General features: G+C 60.6%; 27 protein-coding genes. 10 read left to right on the top strand and 17 right to left on the bottom strand.

What is annotated here, in order from left to right; translation table 11 throughout:
• Positions 1 to 24 precede the first annotated feature (24 nt).
• Positions 25 to 1,971: a threonine--tRNA ligase gene (thrS, locus tag GZH79_RS16795; RefSeq protein WP_211644894.1), complete on the bottom strand. Its 1,947-nt coding sequence runs from the start codon at positions 1,969 to 1,971 to the stop codon at positions 25 to 27.
• 140 nt (positions 1,972 to 2,111) lie between these two features.
• Between thrS and GZH79_RS16790 the strand changes: the two genes are divergently transcribed.
• From GZH79_RS16790 to GZH79_RS16775, 4 genes are read left to right on the top strand one after another with little or no spacing between them, the layout of a single operon-like run.
• On the top strand, positions 2,112 to 3,392 hold the full coding sequence (locus tag GZH79_RS16790; protein WP_211644893.1) for an MFS transporter: 1,281 nt from the start codon (positions 2,112 to 2,114) through the stop codon (positions 3,390 to 3,392).
• On the top strand, positions 3,382 to 4,140 hold the full coding sequence (locus GZH79_RS16785; protein WP_211644892.1) for an alpha/beta hydrolase: 759 nt from the start codon (positions 3,382 to 3,384) through the stop codon (positions 4,138 to 4,140). The genes GZH79_RS16790 and GZH79_RS16785 overlap by 11 nt, the downstream gene beginning before the upstream one ends.
• Positions 4,141 to 4,190: 50 nt before the next feature.
• Entirely contained in the window at positions 4,191 to 5,570 is a 1,380-nt protein-coding gene (locus GZH79_RS16780) for an MFS transporter (protein WP_211644891.1), read from the top strand.
• A gap of 32 nt (positions 5,571 to 5,602) precedes the next feature.
• A complete protein-coding gene (locus GZH79_RS16775; protein ID WP_211644890.1) occupies positions 5,603 to 6,313 on the top strand; it encodes an alpha/beta fold hydrolase in 711 nt (236 codons plus the stop codon).
• Positions 6,314 to 6,349: 36 nt separating this feature from the next.
• On the opposite strand, the gene phaZ is transcribed toward GZH79_RS16775, so the two are convergent.
• Positions 6,350 to 7,669 (bottom strand): polyhydroxyalkanoate depolymerase, encoded by a 1,320-nt coding sequence (phaZ, locus tag GZH79_RS16770; RefSeq protein ID WP_211644889.1) that lies wholly within the window; start codon positions 7,667 to 7,669, stop codon positions 6,350 to 6,352.
• A gap of 63 nt (positions 7,670 to 7,732) precedes the next feature.
• On the opposite strand from phaZ, the gene phaC reads away from it, so the two are divergent.
• The 3 genes from phaC to phaR all read left to right on the top strand — a co-directional run bounded on the left by phaC (position 7,733) and on the right by phaR (position 10,845).
• On the top strand, positions 7,733 to 9,526 hold the full coding sequence (gene phaC, locus GZH79_RS16765) for a class I poly(R)-hydroxyalkanoic acid synthase (protein WP_211644888.1): 1,794 nt from the start codon (positions 7,733 to 7,735) through the stop codon (positions 9,524 to 9,526).
• 167 nt (positions 9,527 to 9,693) lie between these two features.
• Positions 9,694 to 10,143: a Phasin gene (locus GZH79_RS16760; protein WP_211644887.1), complete on the top strand. Its 450-nt coding sequence runs from the start codon at positions 9,694 to 9,696 to the stop codon at positions 10,141 to 10,143.
• A 138-nt stretch (positions 10,144 to 10,281) separates the two neighbouring features.
• A complete protein-coding gene (gene phaR, locus GZH79_RS16755) occupies positions 10,282 to 10,845 on the top strand; it encodes a polyhydroxyalkanoate synthesis repressor PhaR (RefSeq protein ID WP_211644886.1) in 564 nt (187 codons plus the stop codon).
• 3 nt (positions 10,846 to 10,848) lie between these two features.
• Here phaR and GZH79_RS16750 read toward each other — a convergent pair whose 3' ends face one another.
• From GZH79_RS16750 to rlmJ, 12 genes are all read right to left on the bottom strand, one after another.
• A complete protein-coding gene (locus GZH79_RS16750) occupies positions 10,849 to 11,121 on the bottom strand; it encodes a DksA/TraR family C4-type zinc finger protein (protein ID WP_211644885.1) in 273 nt (90 codons plus the stop codon).
• A gap of 42 nt (positions 11,122 to 11,163) precedes the next feature.
• The gene (locus GZH79_RS16745) at positions 11,164 to 12,465 is read right to left on the bottom strand and encodes an FAD-binding oxidoreductase (protein WP_211644884.1); all 1,302 of its coding nucleotides are present in this window, start codon (positions 12,463 to 12,465) and stop codon (positions 11,164 to 11,166) included.
• Between the two features lie 85 nt (positions 12,466 to 12,550).
• Positions 12,551 to 13,903: a glutamine synthetase family protein gene (locus GZH79_RS16740; RefSeq protein ID WP_211644883.1), complete on the bottom strand. Its 1,353-nt coding sequence runs from the start codon at positions 13,901 to 13,903 to the stop codon at positions 12,551 to 12,553.
• Positions 13,900 to 14,580, bottom strand: a complete 681-nt coding sequence (locus GZH79_RS16735; protein WP_211644882.1) for a type 1 glutamine amidotransferase — start codon at positions 14,578 to 14,580, stop codon at positions 13,900 to 13,902. Before GZH79_RS16735 ends, GZH79_RS16740 begins: the two co-directional genes overlap by 4 nt.
• Before the next feature lie 42 nt (positions 14,581 to 14,622).
• Positions 14,623 to 15,954 (bottom strand): glutamine synthetase family protein, encoded by a 1,332-nt coding sequence (locus GZH79_RS16730; protein WP_211644881.1) that lies wholly within the window; start codon positions 15,952 to 15,954, stop codon positions 14,623 to 14,625.
• Positions 15,955 to 16,016: 62 nt separating this feature from the next.
• Entirely contained in the window at positions 16,017 to 16,823 is an 807-nt protein-coding gene (locus GZH79_RS16725) for an amino acid ABC transporter permease (protein ID WP_211644880.1), read from the bottom strand.
• A complete protein-coding gene (locus GZH79_RS16720; protein ID WP_211645057.1) occupies positions 16,820 to 17,701 on the bottom strand; it encodes an ABC transporter permease subunit in 882 nt (293 codons plus the stop codon). The genes GZH79_RS16725 and GZH79_RS16720 overlap by 4 nt, the downstream gene beginning before the upstream one ends.
• A gap of 197 nt (positions 17,702 to 17,898) precedes the next feature.
• Positions 17,899 to 18,627 (bottom strand): transporter substrate-binding domain-containing protein, encoded by a 729-nt coding sequence (locus GZH79_RS16715; RefSeq protein ID WP_211644879.1) that lies wholly within the window; start codon positions 18,625 to 18,627, stop codon positions 17,899 to 17,901.
• Between the two features lie 87 nt (positions 18,628 to 18,714).
• Complete coding sequence (locus GZH79_RS16710) at positions 18,715 to 19,494, bottom strand: amino acid ABC transporter ATP-binding protein (RefSeq protein ID WP_211644878.1); 780 nt, start codon at positions 19,492 to 19,494, stop codon at positions 18,715 to 18,717.
• Between the two features lie 56 nt (positions 19,495 to 19,550).
• The gene (locus tag GZH79_RS16705; RefSeq protein WP_211644877.1) at positions 19,551 to 20,267 is read right to left on the bottom strand and encodes a PhnD/SsuA/transferrin family substrate-binding protein; all 717 of its coding nucleotides are present in this window, start codon (positions 20,265 to 20,267) and stop codon (positions 19,551 to 19,553) included.
• Positions 20,264 to 20,698 carry a TerB family tellurite resistance protein gene (locus tag GZH79_RS16700; RefSeq protein ID WP_211644876.1) on the bottom strand — a complete coding sequence of 145 codons (435 nt, stop codon included), beginning with the start codon at positions 20,696 to 20,698 and terminating at the stop codon, positions 20,264 to 20,266. Before GZH79_RS16700 ends, GZH79_RS16705 begins: the two co-directional genes overlap by 4 nt.
• A gap of 36 nt (positions 20,699 to 20,734) precedes the next feature.
• Positions 20,735 to 21,517, bottom strand: coding sequence for a 23S rRNA (adenine(2030)-N(6))-methyltransferase RlmJ (gene rlmJ, locus GZH79_RS16695; protein WP_211644875.1), 783 nt, complete (start codon positions 21,515 to 21,517; stop codon positions 20,735 to 20,737).
• A 109-nt stretch (positions 21,518 to 21,626) separates the two neighbouring features.
• Between rlmJ and GZH79_RS16690 the strand changes: the two genes are divergently transcribed.
• Entirely contained in the window at positions 21,627 to 22,391 is a 765-nt protein-coding gene (locus tag GZH79_RS16690; RefSeq protein WP_211644874.1) for a MipA/OmpV family protein, read from the top strand.
• A 102-nt stretch (positions 22,392 to 22,493) separates the two neighbouring features.
• On the opposite strand, the gene GZH79_RS16685 is transcribed toward GZH79_RS16690, so the two are convergent.
• From GZH79_RS16685 to secG, 3 genes are all read right to left on the bottom strand, one after another.
• Positions 22,494 to 23,129, bottom strand: coding sequence for a hypothetical protein (locus GZH79_RS16685; RefSeq protein WP_211644873.1), 636 nt, complete (start codon positions 23,127 to 23,129; stop codon positions 22,494 to 22,496).
• 3 nt (positions 23,130 to 23,132) lie between these two features.
• A complete protein-coding gene (locus GZH79_RS16680; protein WP_211644872.1) occupies positions 23,133 to 24,776 on the bottom strand; it encodes a CTP synthase in 1,644 nt (547 codons plus the stop codon).
• Between the two features lie 161 nt (positions 24,777 to 24,937).
• Entirely contained in the window at positions 24,938 to 25,297 is a 360-nt protein-coding gene (gene secG, locus GZH79_RS16675; RefSeq protein WP_211644871.1) for a preprotein translocase subunit SecG, read from the bottom strand.
• A gap of 150 nt (positions 25,298 to 25,447) precedes the next feature.
• Here secG and GZH79_RS16670 point away from each other — a divergent pair, with 150 nt between their 5' ends.
• Both GZH79_RS16670 and GZH79_RS16665 read left to right on the top strand, forming a co-directional pair.
• Entirely contained in the window at positions 25,448 to 26,743 is a 1,296-nt protein-coding gene (locus GZH79_RS16670; RefSeq protein ID WP_211644870.1) for an adenylosuccinate synthase, read from the top strand.
• Positions 26,740 to 26,976 (top strand): DUF2842 domain-containing protein, encoded by a 237-nt coding sequence (locus tag GZH79_RS16665; protein ID WP_211644869.1) that lies wholly within the window; start codon positions 26,740 to 26,742, stop codon positions 26,974 to 26,976. The genes GZH79_RS16670 and GZH79_RS16665 overlap by 4 nt, the downstream gene beginning before the upstream one ends.

Below are 26,976 nucleotides of genomic sequence, written 5' to 3'. Positions count from 1 at the left end.
TGAAAATCGGCGCCCCTGCGGGTGTCAGCGCAGATCAGGCGGCGTGGCGTCCGCGACGAGTGACGCGATGATATCGTCCAGCGCCACCACCTGTGTCTGTTTTTCACCCAGACGCCGCACGGTGACGGTGCGTTCTTCAACCTCGCGCGCGCCCAGGGCCAGAATGACCGGCACCTTGGCGACGGAATGTTCGCGCACCTTATAGTTGATCTTTTCGTTGCGGGTGTCGGCGCGGGCGCGGATGCCAGCCTTGCGCAATGCCGCCACAATGCCGTCGGCGTAATCGTCCGCATCCGACACGATGGTCGCCACGACCACCTGTTGTGGGGCCAGCCAGAACGGCAGTTTGCCCGCGTGGCTTTCGATCAGGATGCCGATGAACCGTTCAAACGATCCCAGCACAGCGCGGTGCAGCATGACGGGGCGATGTTTATCGCCGTCGGGCGCGACATAGGACGCATCCAACCGGTCGGGCAGGTTGGGGTCCACCTGTAGCGTGCCGCACTGCCATTCCCGACCAATCGCATCGGTCAGGGTGAATTCCAGCTTTGGCCCGTAAAACGCGCCTTCGCCCGGAAGGAGTTCGAAATCATAGCCAGCGGCTTTGCAGGCGTCGCCAAGTGCTGCTTCGACCCGGTCCCAGCTTTCGTCGCTGCCAATCCGCTTTTCAGGGCGGGTGGACAGTTTGATGGTCCAGTTGTCGAAACCGAGGTCGGCATAGACCGATGCGAGCAATTTGATGAATTTTTCCGTTTCCGCGATGATCTGGTCGTCGGTGCAGAAGATATGCGCGTCGTCCTGCGTGAACCCGCGTACCCGCATGATCCCGTGCAGCGCACCGGACGGTTCGTATCGGTTGCACGACCCGAATTCGGCCATCCGCAACGGCAGGTCGCGGTAGGATTTCAGCCCTTGGTTAAAAATCTGCACGTGGCAGGGGCAGTTCATCGGTTTCAGCGCATTGACCGTTTTTTCGCGGGCGTGTTCTTCGTCAACCTCGACGATGAACATATGGTCCTGATAATTGTCCCAGTGGCCGGAATCTTCCCACAGCTTGCGGTTCACGACCTGCGGGGTGTTCACTTCGACATAGCCGTCGGCGCGCTGCTTGCGGCGCATGTAATCCTGCAACGCGGTGTAGATCGTCCAGCCGTTGGGATGCCAGAAGATCTGTCCGGGCGCTTCTTCCTGCATGTGGAACAGGTCCATTTCGCGGCCCAGACGACGGTGGTCACGCTTGGCCGCTTCTTCCAGCATTGTCAGGTGGGATTTCAGGTCTTCCTTGTTGGTAAAGGCCACGCCGTAGATGCGTTGCAGCATCGCGCGGCTGCTGTCGCCGCGCCAATAGGCACCCGCGATGGACATCAACCGCCACGAATCGCCCGGCACCTGACCGGTGTTCTGCAGATGCGGCCCGCGGCACAGGTCCTGCCAGTCGCCGTGCCAATACATCCGCAGCGGTTCATCGCCGGGGATGCTTTCGATCAGTTCGACCTTATAGGGTTCGCCTTTGTCCTTGTAATGCTGGATCGCGCGGTCGCGGTCCCACACCTCTGTCCGGACATCGTCGCGGGCGTTGATGATCTGTTTCATCCGCGCTTCGATGGTGGCCAGATCGTCAGGGGTAAACGGTTCCGCGCGGTCGAAATCGTAATACCAGCCGTCCTTGATCACCGGACCGATGGTGACCTGCGTCTCCGGCCAGATTTCCTGCACGGCGCGGGCCATGATATGTGCAAGGTCGTGGCGCACCAGTTCCAGTGCGGGTGCGCGGTCCTTCGTTGTATGGATGTCGATGGTGGCATCACTGTCGATTGGCCACCGCAGATCGTAGTGCTGGCCGTTGACCGTGGCGCTGATCGCTTTTTTGCCCAGACTGCTGGAAATATCGGCGGCCACGTCGCCTGCGGTGATGCCGGCGTCGTACTGGCGTGCATTGCCGTCGGGAAGTGTCAGGGTGATCTGGGCCATGTGCGGCTCCTCGTCTGTTTGGCGCCCACGAGTGCGCCCGGTTGCGGGATATGTTCGCGCCTTGAATGGCCGTGCTGTGCGGGCGTGTCAACCAGCGCAACCGTGCTAGATCGCATGAAAACAGATCAAGAAAGACGCCGATGCCCCAAGACATGACAGACGAGTTGTTCGAATACCTAGTAGATGATCCCGACCGCCCCGGTGGCCTGTCAGAGACCGCGCAGGGTCACGAGCCAGGCAGTTTCCTGCGCCATGTGGTTTCGTTGTCCGGGTCCAAGATCGCGGACGGGTTGATCGATCCAAAACTGGTTTTGTCATGGCTGCTGACGTCCTTGGGGGCGGGGGCGTTCTGGACCGGGTTGCTGGTGCCGGTGCGTGAAAGTCTGGCGCTGCTGCCCCAGCTCTTTACCTCTCCGGTCATTACGGGACAGGCGGTGCGCAAATGGTTCTGGGCCGGTGGGGCCGTGATGCAGGGAATCTGCGCGATTCTGATCGGCATCGCGGGTCTGACGCTGGACGGGGCGACGGCAGGGGCGGTTATCGTCGGTCTGCTGGCAGTGCTGGCGCTGGCCCGGTCGGTCTGTTCGGCCAGTTACAAGGACATTCTGGGCAAGACGGTGGGATCGTCGCGGCGCGGCACGGCGACGGGCACAGCAAGTTCGGCGGCCAGCGTTGCGGTCATCGCTTTTGCGTTGTTGTTGCTGTTCGACATCGGCGACCGCATGACGCTGGTGATCGGCGCGCTTTTTCTGGCGGGCGGGTTCTGGATCGCATCGGGCGCGCTGTTCGCGACGTTGAAAGAGCAATCATCGACCGGCGATGGCAAACGCGCCATCGGCTTGGATCAGTTTGCACTGTTGCGGCAGGACCCGCAGCTAGTGCGCTTTATCGCGGTGCGCAGCTTGCTGGTGGGCACGGCACTTGCGCCGCCGTACTTTGTGGTGCTGGCCCCCGATAGCGGTTTCAGCACGCTGGGCGCGCTGGTGCTGGCAAGCGCTGTGGCAGCTTTGCTGTCATCCTACGTCTGGGGGCGGTTGTCGGACCGGTCGTCGCGCCGGGTGTTGATCTATGCGGGCGTGGCGGGGGGGGCCGTGCTGTCGGTCGTGGCGGTGCTGGGCTCGATCGGCGGGATCGGCGTGCCGCTGGTTTTGCCTGCGGTGTTGTTCGTGCTGATGATCGCCTATCACGGGGTCCGTCAGGGGCGGTCTACCCATCTGGTGGATATGGCCGATGAACATGACCGGACGCCCTATACCGCCCTGTCCAATACGATTGTCGGGGTGGTCCTGTTCGTGGCGGGTGCTGTGTTTGCCGCGATTGCGGCGTGGTCGGTCACGCTTGTCATTGCCCTGTTTGCCGTGATGTGTTGGGCGGCGGCGGCCCTCGCATTGGGTCTGAAAGAGGTGCAGAATGACGCATAAGACACTGACAACGCCACAAGGCCGGACGCTGGCCTATCACCTGACGGACGGCAGCGGGCCGACCGTGGTGTTTCTGGGCGGGTTCAAATCCGACATGGGCGGGACCAAGGCGGTCCATTTAGAAGACTGGTGCAAATCGCAGGGACGCGCGTTCTTGCGGTTCGATTATTCCGGTCATGGCGACAGTTCTGGCGCGTTTACGGATGGCAGCATCGGCGACTGGTTTGACGACGCACAGGCCGCTGTTGCAATGATCGACGGGCCGCTGGTGCTGGTGGGGTCATCCATGGGGGGATGGATATCGCTGTTGCTGGCGCGTGCGATCCCTGACCGCATCGCAGGACTGGTGACAATCGCGGCGGCCCCGGATTTTACCGAAGACAGCATGTGGGCCAATGCGACGACCGCGCAGCGCATGGCACTGGATACCGATGGGCAGATCGCATTGCCGTCGGACTACGGCGATCCCTATATCATCACCCAGCGTCTGATTACGGATGGCCGCACCCGGCTGGTGCTGCGCGACCCGCTGCATCTGCCGTTTCCGACGCGGTTCCTGCAAGGCACCGCCGACCGCGACGTCGATCAATCCGTGGCGCTGCGCCTGTTGGGACACGCGACCGGCGACGACATGCACCTGACGCTGGTCAAAGGCGCGGATCACCGATTTTCAGACCCGCAGTGTCTGTCACTGATCGAAACAGCGATCCTGCAGGTGCTGGACGCCGCAACGTCACGTCCCATCTAGGCTGATGCACCGATTGCGCCTAGCGTCACCCCAGCTTGGGAGGGCGCGCAATGGGGTTGAGCATCGGGCAAAAGGCAGGCTGGGGGCTTGCCGACATGGGCGTGAACGTCTTTGTCGTGGTCAAGCAACTGCTGGTGTTCACCTTTCTGACGACCTTGCTGGGGGTGCCGCCGGGCATCGCCGGGGTCGTGACCTTTGCCGTGCTGGGGTTCGATGTGCTGACCGATCCCGTGGTCGGTTACCTGTCGGACCGCAGCACATCGCGCTGGGGCAGGCGGGTGCCGTGGATCGCTGTGGGCGCGCTGGTGCTGGGTGCCGGGATCGTCGCCATGTTTGCGGTGCCGCAGGGCATGAGCTGGCAGGCGAACGCGCTGTGGGTCACGGTGTTTTTCGCCATCGCGTCGATCGGATTCACCTGTGTCACGATCCCCTACGGTGCCATGGCCGGAGAGATGACGCAGGACCCGCGCGAACGGTCCGCGATGATGGCGTTCCGCATGACATTCGCCTCGCTGGGGTTGCTGACGGCGGGGGCGCTGGTGCCTGCTATCGCGGGGAATACGCGCGACGGCTATGCCTTTGCCGCCATGCTGATGGCCCCGGTGATCGTGCTGACGATCTGGGGAATGCTGGTCGCGGCCCGCCGTGCGCCCACCATTGACCGGCCCGCGACCGAAGGGTTTGGCACCGTGCTGCGGCTGGTGCTGTCCAATCGGCCCTTTGCCATTCTGACCCTGATTTACGGTGTGCTGACGCTGGGTGTCGCACTGATTGCCGCCGGGTTGCAGTTGTCGGCGCTGTATCTGGTGATGGACGATGGCGGCAGTCTGCTGTCAGGGGCCGCCCGCGCGCTGGGCATCTTTGCGACGCTGTTTGCGCTGTTCATCGTGGGGTCCGTGCTGTCGCAGCCGATCTGGGTGCTGTTGTCGGCCCGACTGGGCAAGACCAGCGCGTTGGTCTTGGGGATGGTGGCGTATATCATCGTGCTGATGGGGATCGGTGCGCTGCTGCCTGCCGCATCGCTGTGGCCACTTGGTGGTTTGTTCTTGTTGGCTGGGATGACCAACGGGGCTTATCAGCAGATCCCCTGGGCGATGTATCCCGACCTGATGGATGTGACCCGACGCGCATCGGGCCACGCAATAGAGGGCGCATTCAGCGCCGTCTGGCTGTTTGGGCAAAAGGTCGCCAACGCGCTGGCGCCGTTGCTTTTGGGGCTGATCCTACAGACCGCGGGCTGGCGCGCATCCGACAGCGGCGTGGTCGACCAGACGCCGGGCGCACTTGCGACGTTGGAAACCGCGCTGACACTTGCACCCGGCGTGATCTTTGCGATCGGGATGTGGCACTTTGGACTCTGTATCGGCCCTGCGTGCGTGAACTGGGGTCGCATCGTTAGGCCGGGGTTGCGAAAGCCTGTCGCGCTTTGACATGGTAGGAAAAAAGAACAGGCCACCAACCAATGCCGGACCCGATTGTTTTTCTGCCACCGATGTTATGCGATGCGCGCGTGTTCCGCCCGCAGATTGCCGCGTTTTCCGCGACGTCCCCGATTATCTGCATCCCGACCGGCACAGCCGACAGCATGGAACAGATCGCACGCCATGTGCTGGCCATCGCGCCGCCGCGGTTCGCGTTGGTGGGTCTTTCGATGGGTGGCTTTGTAGCACTGGAGGTCGTGCGGCAGGACCCGGCCCGCGTGACGCGGCTGGCCCTGATCAACAGCTCTGCCCAGTCGGAACTGCCGGAAATCGCCGCCGGACGTGAACCGCGTATCGTGGCCGCGCGGTCGGGCCGGTTTTGTGATGTGGCGCTGGATGAACTGCCCGCCACGTCGATCGCACAGGGACCACATCGGTCCGACGTCCTGTCGTTGCTGGCCGATATGGCCCGCGATGTCGGGCCGGATGCCTATGTCGCGCAGGCCCGTGCGATGCAGCGCAGGCCGGATCAGACGCCGATCATCCGCAAGATGCGCCAGCCAACGCTGATCCTGAGTGGCGAACATGACACCGTTTATCCGCTGCGGCGCCAACAATTCATGGCCGACCTCATCCCCTATGCGCAGCACAAGATCATCGAAGATGCAGGCCACCTGCCAACGCTCGAACAGCCCGTGCAGACCAACGCAGCGTTGCGCACATGGATGGATCAGCCGCTGGTTTTGCGCTGACGTCAGACGTCAGAACCAAGACGTCTGACTAGCACATTAGACCGGCACATTCGCGGGTTCAGTATCTTCGGACTTGGATGTTTGACTGGATTTGCGGCTGGTTTTTTTGCGGCTGGTAGCAGCCTTTTCGGAATGTGCGTCGATGAATTCCAGCACCAGCGGGCGGATGTTCTTGCGCCATTTGCCACCGGCGAAAATACCGTAGTGCCCCGCACCGGGTTCAAGGTGCGCGAACTTCTTGTCATCGGGCAGGCCCGTCAGCAGATCAAGCGCCGCAAGGCATTGACCGGGCGCTGAAATGTCGTCTTTTTCGCCTTCGACAATATTGACGGCAACGGTCGAGATCTTGCCGATATCCACCATTTTACCTGCCACGCTGAAATCGTTGCGCGCGATATCGCGGTTCTTGAACACGCGTTCCACCGTCGACAGATAGAATTCGGCGGGCATGTCCATGACGGCCAAATATTCGTCGTAAAATTCGTTGTGCTTGTCGTGATCGGACGCTTCGCCCTTGGCCGTGGCGATAATCTGATCGCGGAACGCCGCGGCGTGCAATTCGCCGTTCATCGAAATAAACGATGATAGCTGCAGCAGGCCCGGATACACCTTGCGGCCGACGCCCTTGTACTTGAACCCGACCCGCTGGATCATGGATTCTTCCAACTGGCCCATCGTGACCGAATGACCGAAATCGGTGACGGCTGTGGGGTTGGCGTCAGGGTCGATCGGCCCGCCGATCAGTGTCATTGTGCGGGGCTGCGCGCTGGGGTCTTCTTCGGCCAGATAGGCGACGGCGGCCAGGGTCAGCGGGGCAGGCTGACAGACCGCGATCACATGCAGGTCGCTGCCCAGTTCACGCATGAAATCGACCAGATACAGCGTCGAATCTTCGATATCGAATTTCCCGGCGCTGACAGGAATCTCGCGCGCATTGTGCCAGTCTGTCACATAGACGTCGCAATCGGGCAGCAGGCTGACAACTGTCTTGCGCACCAATGTTGCGTAATGACCCGACATCGGCGCGACCAGAAGAACGCGTCGGGTGCGATCGGGGCGGTTGCCGACGCGAAAGCGGATCAGGTCGGCGAATGGCTTTTCGACCACGATTTCCGTGGTTACGACCATATCGGTGCCGTCGTCGTTGGGCAGGGCTGGAATGTTCCAGTCGGGTTTGACCACCATGCGTTCGAATGTGCGCTCGGTAACTTCGCCCCATGCGCGCAGCCAATCCATCGCGGGGTTGGCTGTCATCGCCATGGCCGGGTAGCTTGCGAATGCGCGGGCAGTCGCCCCCATCCACTGGTTTGTGTTTCGCATGCTTTCCATCATGTCGTAGGTCATCATATACTTCATGCGAAGACTCCTTGCAGTGGCAGCTTAATGCTGCACCTGCAAAGCTATGTCGGGGGGGCAGCTATGACAACCAAAGATACGCCGGACGGTGAACACAGCGGTGCGAGTCTGGAAAACCTGCAACAGAATCTTGCGCGCGTGGACGATCTGACGAAACGTTTGATGGCGGCCATGCAATCTGCCAGACCTGTGCCGCCTGCCTTGCAAGGGCCGTCCCATGATCTGTACCTCAAGGCTGCGGGTGCCTACTGGACCGAGATGGTCAACAATCCTGCCAAGCTGATCGAACACCAGCTGTCATTCTGGAGCAAATCCGTCACGCATTTCGTCGAGGCGCAGCACCTTTTGGCCGAAGGCAGGATCGAAGCACCGCAGGACGATGGCCCCGATGATCGCAGGTTCAGCCATGCCCTGTGGAAAACAAACCCGTACTTTAACTTCGTCAAACGGCAGTACCAGCACAACGCCGAAGCGATCACCCAAGCTGTAGAAGACATCACTGACCTTGATCCGCAGGAAAAGAAGCGACTGCGCTTCTTTTCCGACCAGATCGTCAACCTGTTTTCGCCCACCAACTTTCTGGCAACCAACCCCGAAGCGCTGTCGCTGGCGGTCGAGACCGAAGGTGAAAGCCTTGTGCGTGGATTGGAAAACCTTGTCCGCGATCTGGAAGCAAATAACGGCGATCTGGTCATCACACTGGCCGACAAGGACGCGTTCAGGGTCGGTGAAAATCTGGCGACAACACCGGGAGAAGTGGTGTTCCGCAACCCGATGTTCGAATTGATCCAATATGCGCCGACGACGGATGATGTTCACGACATCCCGCTGATCATCTTTCCGCCGTGGATCAACAAATTCTATATTTTGGACCTGAAGCCGGAAAACAGCTTTATCAAATGGGCGGTGGCGCAGGGGTATACGGTGTTCGTCGTGTCCTGGGTCAATCCCGATGCATCCTATGCGTCGACGCGGATGGCCGATTACATCACCGACGGGTTCTTGCGTGCCATTCAGGCCGTGCAGGAAATCTGCGCCGTGCCAAAGGTCAACACGATCGGTTACTGTATCGCGGGCACTACCTTGTCGCTGACATTGTCGATCCTGAAACAGCGCGGGCTGGATTACGTCAATTCCGCCACGCTGTTCACCGCGTTGACCGATTTTTCCGACCGAGGCGAAGTCGGTGTTTTCCTTGAAGACGACTTTGTCGACGGTCTCGAAAAAGAGGCAGCCGCCCGTGGCGTGCTTGATTCCTACTATATGTCGCGGACGTTTTCCTACCTGCGGTCCAATGATCTGATCTACGGTCCGGCGATCAAAAGTTACATGATGGGACAGGCGCCACCCGCGTTCGATCTGCTTTACTGGAACGGCGATGCAACGAATCTGCCCGGCGCAATGGCCACTGAATACCTGCGCGGGCTGTGTCAGGGCGACAGTTTCGCGACCCACGGATTCGATGTGGCGGGGCACACCGCGCGTATTTCCGATGTGGATGTGCCGCTGTGCGCGATCGCCTGCGAAACCGACCACATCGCCGCATGGAAAAGCAGTTATCGCGGCGTGCAGAAAATGGGATCGACGGACAGGACGTTCATCCTGTCGGGGTCCGGTCACATTGCAGGGATCGTCAATCCACCGCACAAAAACAAATACGGATATTGGACCAACGCAGACCTTTCGCTGTCACCCGATGACTGGAAAGATCAGGCCCAGCAGCACAGTGGAAGTTGGTGGCAATCATGGTCTGACTGGCTGGCGCCCCGGTCTGGTCAAAAGGTGCCGCAACGGCAACCTGGATCAAAAGATTACCCCCCTTTGTCACCCGCGCCTGGCACTTATGTCACGTCATGATGGCGGAAAATCGTTTAATGACAACGCAATAAGCCAATTTGCGTGCGCGTATAAATTTTTACGCTGCACTGCAGAAACATCTTGAAATGCTGCAGTGCAGCATCTAACTAGGGTGCACAGACAGACGCCACGGCAGCAGCCCTGGCTTTAACCGGAAGGACGCACCAATGGCTAACAATCAAGATTTCACCGCAGTGTTCAAAGACATGATGAACGCATTCCCCGTCGACACCAAAGCGATGGAAGACGCCTACAAATCCCAGACATCGCTGGCCGAAAAGCTGTCGACCGTGTCGCTTTCCGCAGCACAGGAATCCGCGCAGCTGTCCGCCAAGTGGGCAGAAGAAACGCTGAAGAAAATGCAGGACCTGACCAAAGCCAAGGCAGAACCCGCAGATTACGCCAAGTCGATGACTGACTTTGCATCCGCCAACGCCGAATCCGCAGCAGAGCATATGGCCGCTTTTGCAGAGATCGCGAAAAAGGTGCAGACCCAGACGCTGGAACTGATGATGGCAGCTGGCAAGGACATGTCCGAGGACATGACCAAAGCCGCGAAAAAAGCATCGTCAGAGATGACCGACGCCACGAAAAAAGCGACCGCTGCTTCAAAGTAAGCAAAGCCGCCTGAAGTATTCAAAGACGCGTCCTGTTCCGGGGCGCGTCTTTTTCGTTGGGTCATGCGGCCAATGCTTTCTTTTTATGCAGATGCGGCATAGCATCATCGAACCGCCCCCAGCCCCAGAGGTTCGATTGTGGCCAATACTGATAAACCACTGCTTATCAAACGCTACGCCAGCCGCCGTTTATACAACACCGAAACCAGCGATTACGTGACACTGGACGACATCGCGTCGTTTATTCGCGATGGCCGCGAAGTGCAGATTGTCGACCTGAAATCGGGTGACGACCTGACCCGGCAATACCTGCTGCAAATTATCGCGGAACACGAAAGCCACGGCGAAGCCGTGCTGGGTGTCGATTTGCTGACCGATCTGGTGCGGGGTTACACAACACAGGCCACGTCTGTGGTCCCGCAATTTCTGACCGCCAGTTTTGAAATGCTGCGCAACGGGCAAAGCAAGGCGATGGAAAACATGACCAGTATGAACCCGATGGCCAACATGCCGGGGTTCGATGCCATGCGCGCGCAGCAAGAGGCGTTTTTCAAGGCGATGTCAGGCGGCATTGCCGGAGCTTCATCGCGAAGCGAAACGGAAACACCCCCGAAAAAAGATACTGCCAGCAACGATGATCTGGACGTGATCAAGGCTCAACTGGCCGAAATGCAAGAAAAGCTGTCTAAGCTCAGCAAGTGACGCCTATTTCAGTTGGCTGTCCTTTGATCCGCGGCGGTTGATCCCGCCGCTGCGCATCCGGTTGCGCCCGTCCCGGTCTTGCTGGCATTCCACACACAGGGTCACCCCGGGGATCGCGTCGCGTCGCCGTTCGGGAATCGGTTCTTCGCAATCCACGCAATGCGTGCGGCTTTCACCGCGCGCACCCTGACGCGCCTTCAGGCGTGCCAGTTCATCTTGGATCGACGCTTCGATCTGTTCGTTTACCGCGCCGTCGCGGGTCCATCCACCGGCCATGGGCTTACTCCTGTCTGGTCACCCTGACATAGGAATGATCGGTCAGATTCCCAACCGGTCGCGTAGACCATACCACGTCATCGCCAGCCCCAGCAGGGGGGCGCGCAGCGCTGTGCCGCCCGGAAAGTTCGGGACAGGCAGTTTGGCCATCACATCGAAACGGTCGGTCTGGCCGATAACCGCCTCTGCCATGACGCGGCCTGCGAAACCGGACAAGGCGACGCCGTGGCCGGAAAATCCGGCACCGGACAGGACGTTCGGTGCGACCCGCTGCAACGCGGGCAGGCGGGTCATGGTGATCCCCAGTGTGCCGCCCCAGACGTAATCCATTGCCACGCCGTCCAGTTGCGGGAACAACGACAACATGCGTGCGACCAGCGCCGACTTGATGTCGCGCGGGTACCCGATGGAATAACTTTCGCGCCCACCAAACAGCAGGCGGCGGTCTTCTGACAGGCGGAAATAATTCACGACGAACTTTTCATCCGCCACGGCGATGTCGCGGGTCAGGATGTCGTCCGCAAGATCGCCAAGCGGTGCGGTGGCCCCGATGAACGAATTGATCGGCATGACCTTGGCTGCGACCGCGGGCGAAATCCCCGGCAGATAACCGTTGCCCGCCAATATGACATGATCGGCAAGCACATGCCCGCGTCCGGTCTGCACCTTTGCCGGTGTCCCTTGAACGACGCGGTGCACTTCGGATGCTTCGTAGATGATGACGCCAGCCGATTCTGCCGCACGGGCAAGGCCAAGGACATAGCGCAGTGGATGCACGTGGCCCGCGCCCATATCCAACACGCCACCGGCATAGGGTTTTGCCCGCACGATGGCCTGAAAAGCGTCGCGGTCCAGATGTTCGGTCTGATAGCCGTAGGTCTGGGCCAGATAATCCGCCTCTGCGTGGACCTTGGCTCGGGCGCGGTCCGAATAGACGCCATAGGCGACGCCGGGGATGTAGCGGGCATCGGGCGCATGGGTCGCCACAGCGTCGCGCAGATCGGATTTCGCCTGTTCGGACGCGTCCCACAGCGCGCGCGCGGGGCCGTCGCCCAGTTTGGCGGCCAGTTCTTTTTGCCCCCAGTTGAACCCGGACGACACTTGCCCGCCATTGCGCCCGGATGCACCAAATCCCGCACGATGCGCGTCCAGCACCACGACCTTGCGCCCGGCTTGTGCCAGCCGCAATGCCGCCGTCAGCCCGGTATAGCCGGCGCCCACAATCGCCACGTCGGCGCGCACGGTGCCGTGCAGCGCAGGTCGTTGTGGCGGGATGTCGGACGTGGCGGCATACCAGCTTTCGGGAAAGACCCCCGGACTGTCGTTGCGATAAAGCGGGTTCATGGCATCATTCCCAGTGTCTTGGCCGCAGCCATGGCAAGCGCGAACAGGCAAAACGCAAAGCCCAGCAGCATCAGTGCATTGCGTTTCATACGTTCAGCAGCAGATGTTCGCGTTCCCACGGGCTGATGACCTGCAGGAATTCGGAATATTCCGCGTGTTTGACGATGGAATAGACGCGCGCGAATTCTTCGCCCAGCACAGCCTGGATCTGCGGCGCGCCATCGAACAGTTCCAGTGCTGCATACAGACCCTGTGGTATTTCGTCTTCGGATTTATAGGCGTCCCCGGCAAAGCGTTTATCGGGCCAGATTTCGTTTTTCATACCCAGATAGCCACAAGCAAGCGATGCTGCGATGCACAGGTAGGGGTTGCAATCCATGCCTGCCAGCCGGTTTTCCACGCGCCGCGCCTCTGGCGGGCTGATCGGTACACGGATGCCCGTGGTGCGGTTGTCGCGGCCCCATTCCAGATTGATCGGTGCGGCGTGGTCGCGGACATAGCGCCGGAAAGAATTCACATAAGGGGCCATGACCGCGATGACCGATGGCATATGTTCCTGCAATCCGCCGATGAAGTGGAAAAAGTCATCGGTTTCCCCACCCTGCGGGCCTGTAAATAGGTTGCGGCCCTTGGCATCCAGCACCGAATGATGGACGTGCATGGCGCTGCCCGGCTCGCCTTCGATCGGTTTGGCCATGAAGGTGGCAAAACAATCATGCTTCAACGCGGCTTCGCGCAACAGGCGCTTGAAGAAAAACACCTCATCCGCGAGCTTGACCGGATCGCCGTGACGCAGGTTGATTTCCAGCTGACCCGATCCGCCTTCTTGCGTGATGCCGTCGATTTCGATGCCCTGAATTTCGGCATATTCATAAATGTCGTCGATCACCGGGCCGTAATCGTCCACCGCCGTCATCGAATAGGCTTGCCGCCCTGCGGCGGGACGCCCCGTGCGGCCCATCATCGGTTCGATCGCCTTGGCGGGGTCGATGTTGCGACCGACAAGGTAGAATTCCATTTCCGGCGCCACGACGGGCGTCCAGCCTTCGGCGTGGTACAGATCGCAGACCCGTTTCAGCACATTGCGCGGGGCGCAGGGCACAGGTCTGCCCTTTTGGTCATAGGCGTCGTGGATCACTTGCAGCGTTCCGTCCTTGGCCCAGGGGGCGGCGGTCGCGGTGCTCATGTCGGGGCGCAGGATCATGTCGGGTTCCAGAAAGCCGTCCGGCCCCGCCGCTTCGCCCCATTCGCCCGTGATCGTCTGAAAGAAGATGCTGTTGGGCAGGTGGAAATGAACCTGCTTTTCCCATTTGGTCGCCGGCACCGCCTTGCCCCGCGCGATGCCGGGCAGATCCGCGATGATACATTCGACCTCGTCCAGCCGGTTGGTTTCCAGATACAGGCGTGCCGCTTCCGGGATTTGGTCCATCCAGCTCATGTGGGGTTCCTTTTTAGAAAATCGGCCATCTGCTGCGCGACCGCTTTGTTGTCGATCGGATGGGCCGCCGCAGTGCGTGCCCCCGCGATCAACGGGTCCGGCACGACGCCTTCGCCGCGGACCTCTGCCAATTTCAGAGTGAAATCGGTTTCAAATTCTGGGTGGGCCTGCACGGTCAGGATGCGATCGTCGTAAACCAGTGCGGCGTTGGCGCAAAAATCGTTGCTGGCCACCACCCGCGCACCTTCGGGACGGGTGATGACCTGATCCTGATGCCATGCGTTCAGCGCGACGGTCTTGCCCTGCCAGTCATAGGTCTGCCGCCCGACAGCCCAGCCACCTGCATATTTTTCGACCGTGCCACCCAGCGCCTGCGCGATGATCTGATGGCCGAAACAGATGCCCACCATCGGCACCCGTGCCGCGTAGGCGTCGCGGATAAAGGTTTCCAGCGGCGCGATAAACGCGTGGTCTTCATAGGCGCCATGCTTGCTGCCGGTCAGCAGCCAGCCGTCACAATCGCGCACGCTGTCCGGAAACCGCATGTCCACGACGTCATAGGTAACAAAGTCAAACCCCTGTCCGTCCAGCAAGCGCTGGAACAGATCGGCATAATCGCCAGTGTCTGGGCGCATCGCATCGGGCGCATGGCCGGTTTGCAGGATACCGATTTTCATGAAAACTGCCTTGTCCGTATTTTGGCCGACTCTATCAGCGCGCTATACGGTGTCCAGATACAGCTCTAATTGTTCTTCGGCTGTCAGTTCCGCGAAATAGCGGGCTTCCTGACGTTTGGTCAGCACCAGATTATCCACCAGAAGATCGGGAAAGATCCGCCGCGCGATGGGCGATGTATCAAACCGGTCGATCGCGGCTTCCCATGTGTCGGGGATCTGCGGCAGGTCCAGATCATAGGCATTGCCGCTGATCGGCGGTCCGGGGTTCAGGTCGTCCTCGATCCCGATCAAGGCAGAACCTAGCACGGCCGCAAGAAACAGATACGGGTTCACATCACCGCCCGCGACCCGGTGTTCGACACGCCGCGCGTTGTAGCTGCCGCCGGGCACTCGGATCGATGCGGTGCGGTTGTCATAGGCCCAGCACACGCCGGTCGGCGCATGGCTGTCGGGCACCAGCCGGTCATAGCTGTTGCCATGCGGCGCAAAGACGAGCGCCAGATCGGGGATTGCTTTCATGCAGCCCGCGATGGCGTTGTGCAGCAGCGGTGTGCCTTCGAACGTGTCGTTGGCCATAAGGTTCTGACCGTCCTTGTCGATCACACTGAAATGGGTATGCAGCCCGCTGCCGGCGTATTCTTCGTAGGGACGCGCCATGAAACTGGCGGCCATGCCGTGATTACGGGCAAGCCCGCGCACCAGCATCTTGAACAGCCATGCATTGTCGGCGGCCTTCAGCGCGTCGGGAACGTGTTCGATATTGATTTCGAACTGACCCATCCCGACTTCGGAAATTGCGGCCTCTGCCGGAATGTCCATTTCGTCGCAGGCATCATACAGATCATTGAAAAAGTTGTCGAAAGCATCCAGCGCCCGCAGGCTCAGGATTTCGGCACCGGGACGCCGCTTGCCGGATCGCGGGCTTTTGGGCTGGCGGATGCCGTCGCCGCTGTCGTCGACCAGATAAAATTCCATTTCCGTGGCGACCACGGGGGTCAGGCCACGGGCGGTATAGCGTTCCAGCACGGCGCGCAGCGCGTGGCGCGGGTCACCGGGGAACGGGGTGCCGTCCTCATAGCTCATCCACAGGGGCAGCAGGGCGCTGGGGGTCTGCAACCACGGCATCGGCACATAGCCACGTTCGGTCGGCAGCAGCACGCCGTCGGGATCGCCGGTTTCGAAAACCAACGGGCTGTCTTCGACGTCTTCGCCCCAGATATCCAGGTTCAGCACCGACAATGGAAACCGGGTGCCTTCGACTTCAAGTTTCTTTGCGAAACGGATGGGCACCCGTTTGCCGCGCGCCTGACCGTTCAGGTCAGCGGCGCCGCACCGCACGTTGCGGACTTCGGGGTGGTCGTCAAGCCAACTCATGGCGCATGCTCCTTGGGCGATCGTGTAGCCTTACGCTGCGCGGGGTGAACTGACAATCTGTGTCAACGCAGAACCTGCGGGCGGTATCTGACCCGCGTGCGCCGGTCGGATGGCAGGTGCCGGTTCAGCCGCCCGTTGAACCAGCCGAACAGACCGATGATGCACAGGGTCAGGATGATGAAATAACCTGCAAGGATCGGGTAGGGGACAAAGGGGTTGAACGTCTTGTCCGCGAAATAGCTGGCGTAATACAGCGCGTCGCCGCGCTGCTGAATCGCCGGAAATCCGCTGAAGAACACCAGCGTGGTGGCGTGGAACAGGAAAATGGCCTCGTTCGTGTAGGCAGGCCAGGCCAGTCGCAGCATCGTCGGCCAGATCACCCGCCTGAACCGCGTCCAGCCCGACAGGCCGTACGCGTCCGCGGCTTCGGTATCGCCCTTGGGAATGGACTGCAGCGCGCCAAAGAAAATCTCTGCCGAATAGGCCGAGGTGTTGAAAAACAGCACAACCAACGCCCCCAGCCAGGCAGAGGTGAAGCCTGAAAAGAACGGGTATTGTGACGACAGCGACTGAAACAAAAAGTAGGCAAAAAAGAACTGGATAAACAAAGGCGAGCCGCGAAACAGAAAGATGAACCATTCCGACGGTTTGCGCAGTGCCTTGACGGTCGATGCCTTGCCCAGTGCCAGTGCGGTCGCCAGCACGAACCCACATCCAAGGGCAATGATGCCGAAATAGATGTTCCAGATCATGCCCGACCCGATCAGCGTGAACTGTTGGCACAGGGTAAAATCGGTCCGGGGTAACAGACGTTCGCCATATCCCAACGACCGGAATGCGTAATCTGTGACCGTCTGCCAGCAGCTCATGCGGCTTTCCTTTGCGCTTCGCCGCCTGATGTGGCCTGCCCGCGTGTCAGGCGGGCCATCACGCGCGACAGCACAACCTCTGACACCTTGGTAAAGGCCAGATAGAACACCAGCAGAAAGGCAAAGTAATAGACCCGCCAATCACCGTGCGGGTAATCTGTGAAACGGGCCGTTTTCGTGCCACCCAATTCCCGCGCCCAATAGACGATATCTTCGACGCCAAGCAGGAACAGCAGCGGCGTGGCCTTGATCAGGACCATCCACAGGTTCGACAAACCGGGCAAGGCGTAGACCCACATCTGTGGCACCAGCACGCGGCGCGTCACCTGCCGCCGGGTCATGCCGTAGGCTTCTGCCGTTTCCAGCTGCGCGCGCGGCACGGCACGCATGGCGCCGAACAGCACGTTTGCGGCAAATGCACCGAATACGATGGCGAATGTCAGGACAGCCAGACCTGCGCCATAGACCTCGTGCAGCCATTGCGGCGCATTGCCCAGCGGCATCTTGGCGGCCGTACAGACCACGAAATCGTTGCCCTGCCGGACAGATTGGCCCCAGTCGGGGCAAAGCGTGACGTGACGCAGGTATTCGATGCCCTGATCCAGCGCGATGACGAAGAACAGGAAAAACGCGATGTCCGGCACGCCCCGCACAATCGCCATATAAGTTTTGCCGAACCAGCGGATCGGGGCGACCCGGCTGCGCGCCGCGCTGGCCCCGCCATAGCCAAACAGCAACGCTGTCGGCGCTGTGATCGCCAGTAGCAACAGCACCGTGCCGAACGACCAGTAAAAACCGATATGTTTGCCAGTCGTCAGATAGCACGACAGCCACGCCAGCCCGTCCAAGGTGTCGGGATCGGTGCAGTAACTGAAAATGGCACCGTCCCCCTATTGTGCGGCTGGCGGCAGCATAGCTGGTTTAAGTGGCTTTGCCAGTATTGCGAAACGACCGTTGATGCCGTTGTGGCGCGGGGTGTGCCTGCGATGCAACCGATCATCGGTCACATGGCACAACGAAAAAGCCGCGCCCCGGTGTGGGGGCGCGGCTGATTGTCGGTCTGTCAAAGCTTGACTTAGAACGTCGCCGAACCGGGCAGCCATTCTTCGATCAGAGTATTCAGCGTGCCGTCATCTTTCATCGACTGGATCGCGGTATCGAACTTTGCCTTCAGTTCGCCGTCGCTTTCGCGGATGCCCAGACCGATGCCGCCACCGATCAGGATATCTTCACCGGTAAAGGACAGCTCGCCTTCTTCCGCGATGGGTTCCAGAAACGCCTTGTCGGCCAGCACGGCGTCGGCTTCACCGTTACGGACGGCGGACACGGCTTCTTCTGGCGTGGCGAATTCCAGCAGTGTCGCGTCGGGCATTTCAGATGCGACATAAGCTGCCTGAATGGTCCCGGATTGTGCCGCGATCACGCCATCGGCCAGATCAACATCCGTCTGCGCGATAAAGGCAGAGGGGTCGGGCTGCGTGTAGGGATCGGAAAAGTCGATAACCTCGTCGCGTTCGTCCGTGATCGACATGCCTGCCATGATGACATCATAGTTGCCGGACACGAGGTTCGGAATGATGCTGTCCCAATCGTTCGTAACCCATTCGCAGGTCAGTTCAGCACGCGTGCACAGTTCATCCCCCAAAGCGCGCTCAAAGCCGTCGACTTCGCCCGCGTCATTCAAAAAGTTGTACGGAGGGTAGGCGCCTTCGGTGCCCAGACGCACGGTGTCGGAATGGGCTTCGGCAAACGACATGGTGCCGGTCAGCGCCAGTGCGCCAGCGGCGAGGATAATGGATTTCATGGGTAACTCCTGTTGATGGCGACTCTGATGGTCGCATGACGAAACGAAGGTATGCAAAACAGGCGCAAACGCAAGAGGTGCGCTGCGTCAGGCGGGCATGGTCGCTGACAGGAACCCGCGCAGCCGGTCGGTCTGCGGATTGCTGAACAGCTCTGCGGGGGCGCCTTGTTCTTCGATCCGGCCCTGATGCAGGAACACGACATGGTCGCTGACGTCGTGGGCCATGCGCATATCGTGGGTTACGATGATCATGGTGCGGCCTTCTTCGGCCAGCGCCTTGATGACCTTGACGACCTCTTGTTCCAGTTCGGGGTCCAGTGCGCTGGTCGGTTCGTCGAACAGCAGGGCGCGCGGTTCCATGCACAGCGCGCGCGCGATGGCGGCACGCTGCTGCTGGCCACCGGACAATTGCGCGGGATAGGCGTCCGCCTTGTCAGCGATGCCGACCTTGTCCAGATAACCGCGTGCCGCGTCTTCGACCTGCGCGCGGTCGCGTTTCAGGACGGTCAGGGGTGCTTCCATCACGTTTTGCAGAATCGTCATGTGCGCCCACAGGTTGAACTGTTGGAACACCATCGACAGGTTGGTGCGGATGCGGATGATCTGTTTGTGGTCCGCAGGCTTGCGCCGTGCGCCACTGCCTTTCCACAGCACGGGTTCGCCGTTGAACACGATGTCACCCTGCTGGCTGTCTTCCAGCAGGTTGGCACAGCGAAGCAACGTCGATTTACCCGACCCGGACGACCCGATCAGCGATACCACATGCCCTGCGTGTGCGGTGATATCGACGCCTTTGAGCACTTCGAGCGTGCCATAGGATTTGTGCAGGTCGCGGATCGCGATGACGGGGGGCGTTTGTTCTGTCATGGGCGGTATTAAGCGCGGAATGGCTGCGCAAATGCAAGCCTGTCAGGGCCTTGACGTCAGGCCGCTGCACAAACCGCATAGGCTTGCGACGCAAGTGTCACAATTCCGCGCAAACCCAACGTGTCGCGGTGCGCGTCAGGCAAGGCTGCGATGGCCTGCGTGATGGCAGCAAGGTAAGGTGCCGGATCGCGCCCTGCGCCTGTCACGAATGTCTGGCCGGGGGCGGCGGGACTGTATCCCGCGACCCTGACGGTGCTGGCTTGGGGCATGTCACGTTGCTGCATCGTCCATGTCTGCTGGTCGATGGCAGCCAGATCCGCGCGCCCCTCGGCCACGGCGATCAGGCTGGCGTCATGGCTGCCGGTAAAAAGCGTGGACGTGCCGACCCGGCCCAACGCCGTCAGCGCACCAAAGCCGGAGTGCGAATCAGGGGAATTGGCAGCCAGCCGCAGCGTCGGTGCGGGCTGGCGGGTGTCATCGGCGCGCATGATGTAGGCAGACCGGTAATAGCCCGGCGCGCAACCGGCCAGACCGTAATCCGACGCGCCAATCACCGTGACACTGCGATGAAAGTACAGATTGAACGGGCGGACGCAAATATGTGAAAGCACCAGATCGTCGTGCGACCATGCGGCATGATAGGCGATGCCACGGCTGAGATGGTCAGGGGCCGCGATCCCTGTGTCGCGCAGCGCGTCACGGATCAGCGCCCACACTGCATCATGCGCGGCCCGGTTCGCGGGCCGTTCATACATCGGCAGCGTCGCGATCATTGGCGTGCTTCGATCCTGCGACGTGCGGCATTGCTGTCCTGATCGGCAACACCCAGCATCGGTGCGACCATCCGCATCAGGCTGTTTTCGTCGTCATCGCGGTGGCCGTCGGCTAGCACGATATCCCACATCGCTTCGATCACGGACAAACGGTCCTCGTAGGGAACGGCATCCTTGATTGCGCGGGTGAACCGGACCGTGTCGGGGGCTTCTTGTTCCAATGCTTCACATTCGGCCAGCAGGGCCGTGCCGTCCGACAGGCCGTAACGGCGTTCAAGGATCGTTTTGATCCGGACCTGTTCGATGGCGGCGTAATCGTCATCGGCCCGCGCCAGGCGCACAAGCAACGCCCCCAGCGCAAGCCGGGCATCGGCGTCAGAGGCGGGGGCCGGGTCAGTGGCGGTGAGGCGGGCAATCAAATCAGCAAACATGGGCGTGATATAGCGCGCCGGGACCGGGTCGGAAAGTCACGGTTGCGCGCAAAGCGTCGCAAAACGGTCCGAAAGCCAGTTCGCCTGATCCACGAAACCGTAGGGCGGGTTGATCACGAACAGTCCTGATCCTGTCATGCCATGGCCGGGGCGGGCAGGGGGAAACGCCACGGTATGCGACAGCGCATCGGGGAACATTCGGTGCAGACGCCGTACCATCGGGCGATGCGGCGCGGTGTCCAGCACCGGATACCACAGGGCCAACACGCCGACGGGCCATTTGCGGTGCAGCTTTGCCAGCACGTCGGGCACGGTGTCATAGTCGGTTTTCACCTCCCACGACGGGTCGCACAGCAACAGGCCACGGCGCGGATCGGGGGGGCAGCGCGACAGGGCGGCTGCAAATCCGTCGGTCTGCGTCACGCTCACGCCGGGCAGGGCCGCGCGCAGGGCGGCTGCTTCTGCGGGGTGCAGTTCCGACAGGATCAGCGTATCTTCGAACCGCAAAAGATCCATCGCGATCTGCGGACTGCCGGGATAGGCCTGCGGCCCATGGCGGTCGCGGGTCGCGGCCAGCGCGCGGGCATAGGGATGATCGGGGGTGAACCAATCGGCGGCGATGGCGATGCCGCGGGCGGCTTCGCCGGTCTTGGCGGCCTCCGGCCCCGTCAGATCATAAAGCGCGCGGCCTGCGTGGGTTTCCAGATAGCTGATCGGTTTGGGCTTTTGGGTCATGTAGTCCAGCATCCACGCCAGCAGCGCATGTTTGTGGACGTCGGCCATGTTCCCGGCGTGATAACTATGTTGATAGGACAGCATCGAACCCTCGCTTTTGGCCGCCTAAGCGCTGTGTTGGACATTTGCAAGGCTGTCGCCGTGCGCTAGACTGTAACACAATCCGTTTCCCTGTTTTCAAAGGCCTGTCCCCATGTCCCATTGCACGCGTATCACAGCCGGTCTTGCGCTGGCCGTTTTAGCGACCGCCGCCACGGCACAAAACACCGTGACCGTCGGTATCGGTCCGCAAAGCGCGCCAGCCTATTTTGGCAGCGACGAAACCGAAATCGGCGTGACTGGCAGCTTTTCGGTGCAAGAGCTGAATTTCGGCCCGCTGCGGTCCGGTGGCAGCACGGGTGGCACGGCCGAAGGGTTCGGCTATGGCGGTTCGTTCCGCTATATCGGAGAACGCAGCGCTGACGACTACAGCGAATTGACCGGCTTGACTGATTTGGACGCCGTGTTGGAACTGGGTGCGCAGGTCAGCTATACGACCGCTTTTGCAGAAGCTTTTGCGCAATTGCGATACGGCGTGGTCGGCCATTCATCGCTGGTTGGTGAACTGGGCGCAGATCTGATCGCGCGGCCGACCGACCGGATCACGCTTAAGGCTGGGCCGCGCCTGTTCTTTGCCGATAGTGATTATGCCGACCGCTATTTCGGCGTGTCCGCGTCAGAAGCTGCGGCAAACGCCGCCGCTGGTGGCACGCTTGACGCCTATGCCGCCGATGGTGGCCTGTTGTCGCGCGGGATCGAGGCAAGTGCCGCCTATGCCTTTAGCCGGGATTGGGGCGTGACCGGTACGGTGCGCTACGACGAATATGTCGGGGACGCAGGTGACAGCCCGATTGTGCTGCAGGGCAGCGATACGGCGACGACGGCCAGCGTCGTGCTGACACGGCGCATCAGTTTCTAGGATTGTTGTGGGTGGGGCGGTGTCGGCCAAAGCGGTTGATGCGCCCCGCCCGCTGCCATGTGGGCGGCCCCCTGCGGTCTACAAAGGCGTAATTGCAGAATCTCAGGTCGCCGGTGAAGGAAAGCCCGCATACCAATCGGCATGGCTGCCATCGTGGTTATCCATGCCGGGTTTGGTCAGGCATCCTTTTGGTGAAATATAGCTGTCGATCCGGCGTGTGGGCCGTTCGTGCCACGTCAGATTGAAGGCCGCATATTTGGGAAAGAAAAACATCTCTGAATATGGCAGGTGGTCATGTATCCACCACGCCAACGACCGCCAATCGGCCCCGTTTTCGAACCGATCCGCAAACCACGGGATCACGATGCTGGCCGTAGCCCCGGCGTGACCATTCGCATCGCGTCTGTCCCAGATATGGCCCGCATAATTTGCTTCGTTCGCAGCACAACTATAGCCTGATTTTCCTGCCTTTTGCTGCGCGTTGCAGAACGCGTTGACCGCGCAGGACCGAAATGCGGACCGGACGATAACCCTGCCAAAGGTGCGGTGCAAAGGTTCCAGCAGGTCATGGCACAGGCGCGTGCCGACCATGATGGCAAGGTCTGGATCATCGGGAATATTCGACATTCCATGGAAATTCGCCACTTCGGAATACAGAAATTCCCGCATCATGAAATGCGGTGAAAGACGCACGCGGCCCAGTGTATCAAGTGCCGATACGGTCGCGGGCGTTTTCATCCCCTAGACCAAGCGCGAGTTTTCGACGGCGGCGCGGACAAAATCCTTGAACAGTGGATGCGGCGCAAACGGTTTCGATTTCAGTTCCGGATGGAATTGCACGCCGATAAACCACGGGTGATCGGTCCATTCGACGATTTCAGGCAGCTTGCCATCGGGTGACATGCCAGAAAAGCACAGACCGTGGTCTTCCAGTTGCTGCCGATACTTGGTGTCGACTTCATAGCGGTGACGGTGGCGTTCTTCGATCGCGGTGGTGCCGTACACGTTTGCCACGCGGCTGCCGGGTTTCAGCGTCGCGTCATAGGCGCCCAGACGCATGGTGCCGCCTTTGTCGTCGTCGGCCTTGCGGGCGACGGTGTGGTTGCCCTGCACCCATTCTTTCAGATGATAGACGACGGGTTCAAAGCGGCGCACGCCGGCTTCGTGATCGAATTCTTCGGACCCGGCGGTCGTCAGGCCCGCCACGTTGCGCGCGGCTTCGATCACGGCCATCTGCATCCCCAGACAGATGCCCAGATAGGGCACGCCTTTTTCACGGGCGAACTGGGCCGCCTTGATCTTGCCTTCGGTGCCGCGTTCGCCAAATCCGCCGGGAACAAGAATGGCGTTGTAATGTTCCAGATGCGGCGCCGCGTCTTCACGGTCGAACAGTTCCGCGTCGACCCATTCCACGTTGACCTTGACCCGATTGGCCATGCCGCCATGAGTCAGTGCCTCTTTGATGGATTTGTAGGCGTCTTCAAGCTGCACGTATTTGCCGACGATGGCGATTGTCACTTCGCCTTCGGGGTTGTGGATGCGGTCCTGCACGTCGTGCCAGATATCCAGTTTCGGCTGCGGCGCGGGGCTGATGCCAAAGGCGTCCAGCACGGCCTGATCCAGACCCTGCGCGTGATATGCAAGCGGCGCTTCGTAGATGGATTTCAGGTCATAGGCGGCGACCACGGAATCCTTTCGCACGTTGCAGAAAAGCGCGATTTTCTCACGCTCTCGCTCGGGGATCGGGTGTTCTGACCGACAGACCAGCACGTCGGGGGCGATGCCGATGGATTGCAATTCCTTGACGCTGTGCTGGGTCGGTTTGGTCTTTAGCTCGCCGCTGGCGGCCAGATAGGGCAGCAGCGTCAGGTGCATGAAAATACATTCGCCGCGCGGCTTGTCGTGGGAAAACTGGCGGATCGCTTCGAAAAACGGCAGGCCTTCGATGTCACCGACGGTTCCGCCAATCTCGCAGAGCATGAAATCGACCTCGTCGTCACCGACTTTCAGGAAATCCTTAATTTCGTTGGTGACGTGGGGCACGACCTGTATCGTCTTGCCCAGATAATCGCCCCTGCGCTCTTTTTCCAGCACAGTCGAATAGACCCGACCGGAAGAGACAGAATCGCTCATGCGGGCGGGCACACCGGTGAAGCGTTCATAATGGCCAAGGTCGAGGTCGGTTTCCGCGCCATCGTCGGTAACGAACACCTCTCCGTGTTCGAAGGGCGACATCGTACCGGGGTCGACGTTCAGATAGGGATCAAGCTTGCGCAGCCGCACCGTGTAGCCGCGTGCCTGCAACAGCGCGCCCAATGCGGCTGACGCCAGACCTTTGCCCAAAGAGGACACTACACCACCGGTGATGAAAATATAACGTGCCAAATCAAGGGCCCCCGTGCGTCGCGTTTCAGGTTCGACGGCGTGCAAAGTACGCCCTGTCACGGGATTTAACGATAGCCCAATTCAGGCCATGGCCGCAACCCGTGACGCAAGATGATGGTGACACGCCCGGTGGCCGCGCCAAGATCCTGTGATGTCAGGTGTTAGTCGCCCGAAGGCACCAGCGCGTCGTCACCGACCGGTGGTGGCAACAGGCCGTTGGCATCGCCCGGCAGGGCAGGTGCGCTTTGGACCGGGTCCGGTGCGTCGATCAACCGGTCGATCACGGACGACCCCGCAGCATTTTCGGCTGCGATGATTGTCAGCGCAATGGACGTGCCAATGAAAGCCAGCGCCAGAAACCATGTGACCTTGCCCATCGGGGTCGCGGCCGGACGGCTGCCGGTGCTACCGCCGCCACCGCCACCAATGCCCAGACCGCCGCCTTCGGACCGCTGCAACAGGACCGTGCCGATCAATGTCAGTGCAAGGATCAGGTGAATGACAAGGACGACGTTTTCCATGAAGTGCTGGCCTGGCTGTAAATTGGTTCCGGGGCTATCTATGCGGTTGGGGTATCGCTCGCAACCCTGAAAGCCGTGCACGTTTTAAGGTTTCAGACCGGCGTTCGGAACGATATAGCGGTCATCGGACATCAGATTGGGACACAACGCATGGCAAATGTAGTAGTCGTCGGCGCGCAATGGGGCGACGAAGGCAAAGGCAAGATCGTCGATTGGCTAAGCGAACGGGCCGATGTCATCGCCCGGTTTCAGGGCGGTCATAACGCGGGTCATACCTTGGTTATCGACGGTGCCGTCTATAAATTGCACGCGCTGCCCAGCGGCGTGGTGCGCGGCGGCAAGCTGTCGGTGATCGGTAATGGCGTCGTGCTGGACCCGTGGCATCTGCTGGGCGAAATTGACGGCCTGCGTGGGCAGGGCGTTGAAATCACGCCGGAAACGCTGATGATTGCGGAAAACACGCCGCTGATCCTGCCGTTCCATGGCGAATTGGACCGGGCCCGCGAAAATCAGGCAAGCGTGGCAAAGATCGGCACGACGGGCCGGGGGATCGGCCCGGCTTACGAAGACAAGGTTGGACGTCGCGCGATCCGCGTCGCGGATCTTGCGGATGCGGCGACACTGGAATTGCGGGTCGACCGCGCACTGGTGCATCACGACGCATTGCGCCGTGGTCTGGGCATGGACCCGATCGACCGCGATGCGCTGCTGGCGCAATTACGCGATGTGGCGGACGCCATTCTGGAATACGCTGCACCGGTCTGGAAAGTGCTGTCCGAAAAGAAGAAAGCGGGCAAGCGGATCTTGTTCGAGGGCGCGCAGGGCGCGTTGCTGGATATCGACTTTGGCACCTATCCTTATGTGACATCGTCGAATGTCATCGCAGGGCAGGCCGCAACGGGCACCGGGGTGGGCCCGAACGCGATTGATTTCGTGCTGGGGATCGTCAAGGCCTATACGACCCGCGTCGGTGAAGGCCCGTTCCCGACCGAACTGCACGATGCCGACGGCGAAAAGCTGGGCCAGCGCGGTCATGAATTTGGCACCACAACAGGGCGCAAACGCCGGTGCGGCTGGTTTGACGCAGCGCTTGTGCGGCAAACCTGTGCTACTTCCGGTGTGTCGGGGATTTCACTGACGAAACTGGATGTGCTGGACGGGTTCGAGACATTGAAGATCTGCACAGGCTACGATCTGGACGGCAAGACGCTGGATTATCTGCCGACGGCGGCGGACCAGCAGGCGCGCTGCGTCCCGATTTATGAAGAAATGCCCGGCTGGTCCGAATCGACCGAAGGCGCGCGGTCGTGGAACGATCTGCCCGCGCAGGCGATCAAATATGTCCGCCGGATCGAAGAGCTGATCGATTGCCCGGTCGCATTGGTATCCACCTCGCCAGAGCGTGAAGATACGATCTTGGTCACCGATCCGTTTGCCGGGCGATGAATAACTGGTTTGCATCCCTAAGCTACAAGGCGCGCAAGCGTCTTGCGCTTTTCATTCTGGTGCTGGGTCTGCCGGGATATATCATCGTGGCCGTCAGCATCGTATCGGTTTTGGATCGGCCGTCGATCCTGTTGGAACTGGCCGTCTACGTCGGTCTTGGTATCTTGTGGGTTGTGCCGTTCCGCGCGGTGTTCCGCGGGATCGGCCAGCCTGATCCTGACGACGATCAGTAA

Source organism: Loktanella sp. SALINAS62 (genome assembly GCF_018263905.1).
Lineage (GTDB): Bacteria > Pseudomonadota > Alphaproteobacteria > Rhodobacterales > Rhodobacteraceae > Loktanella.
This window is presented reverse-complemented; position numbering and strand designations above follow the sequence as displayed.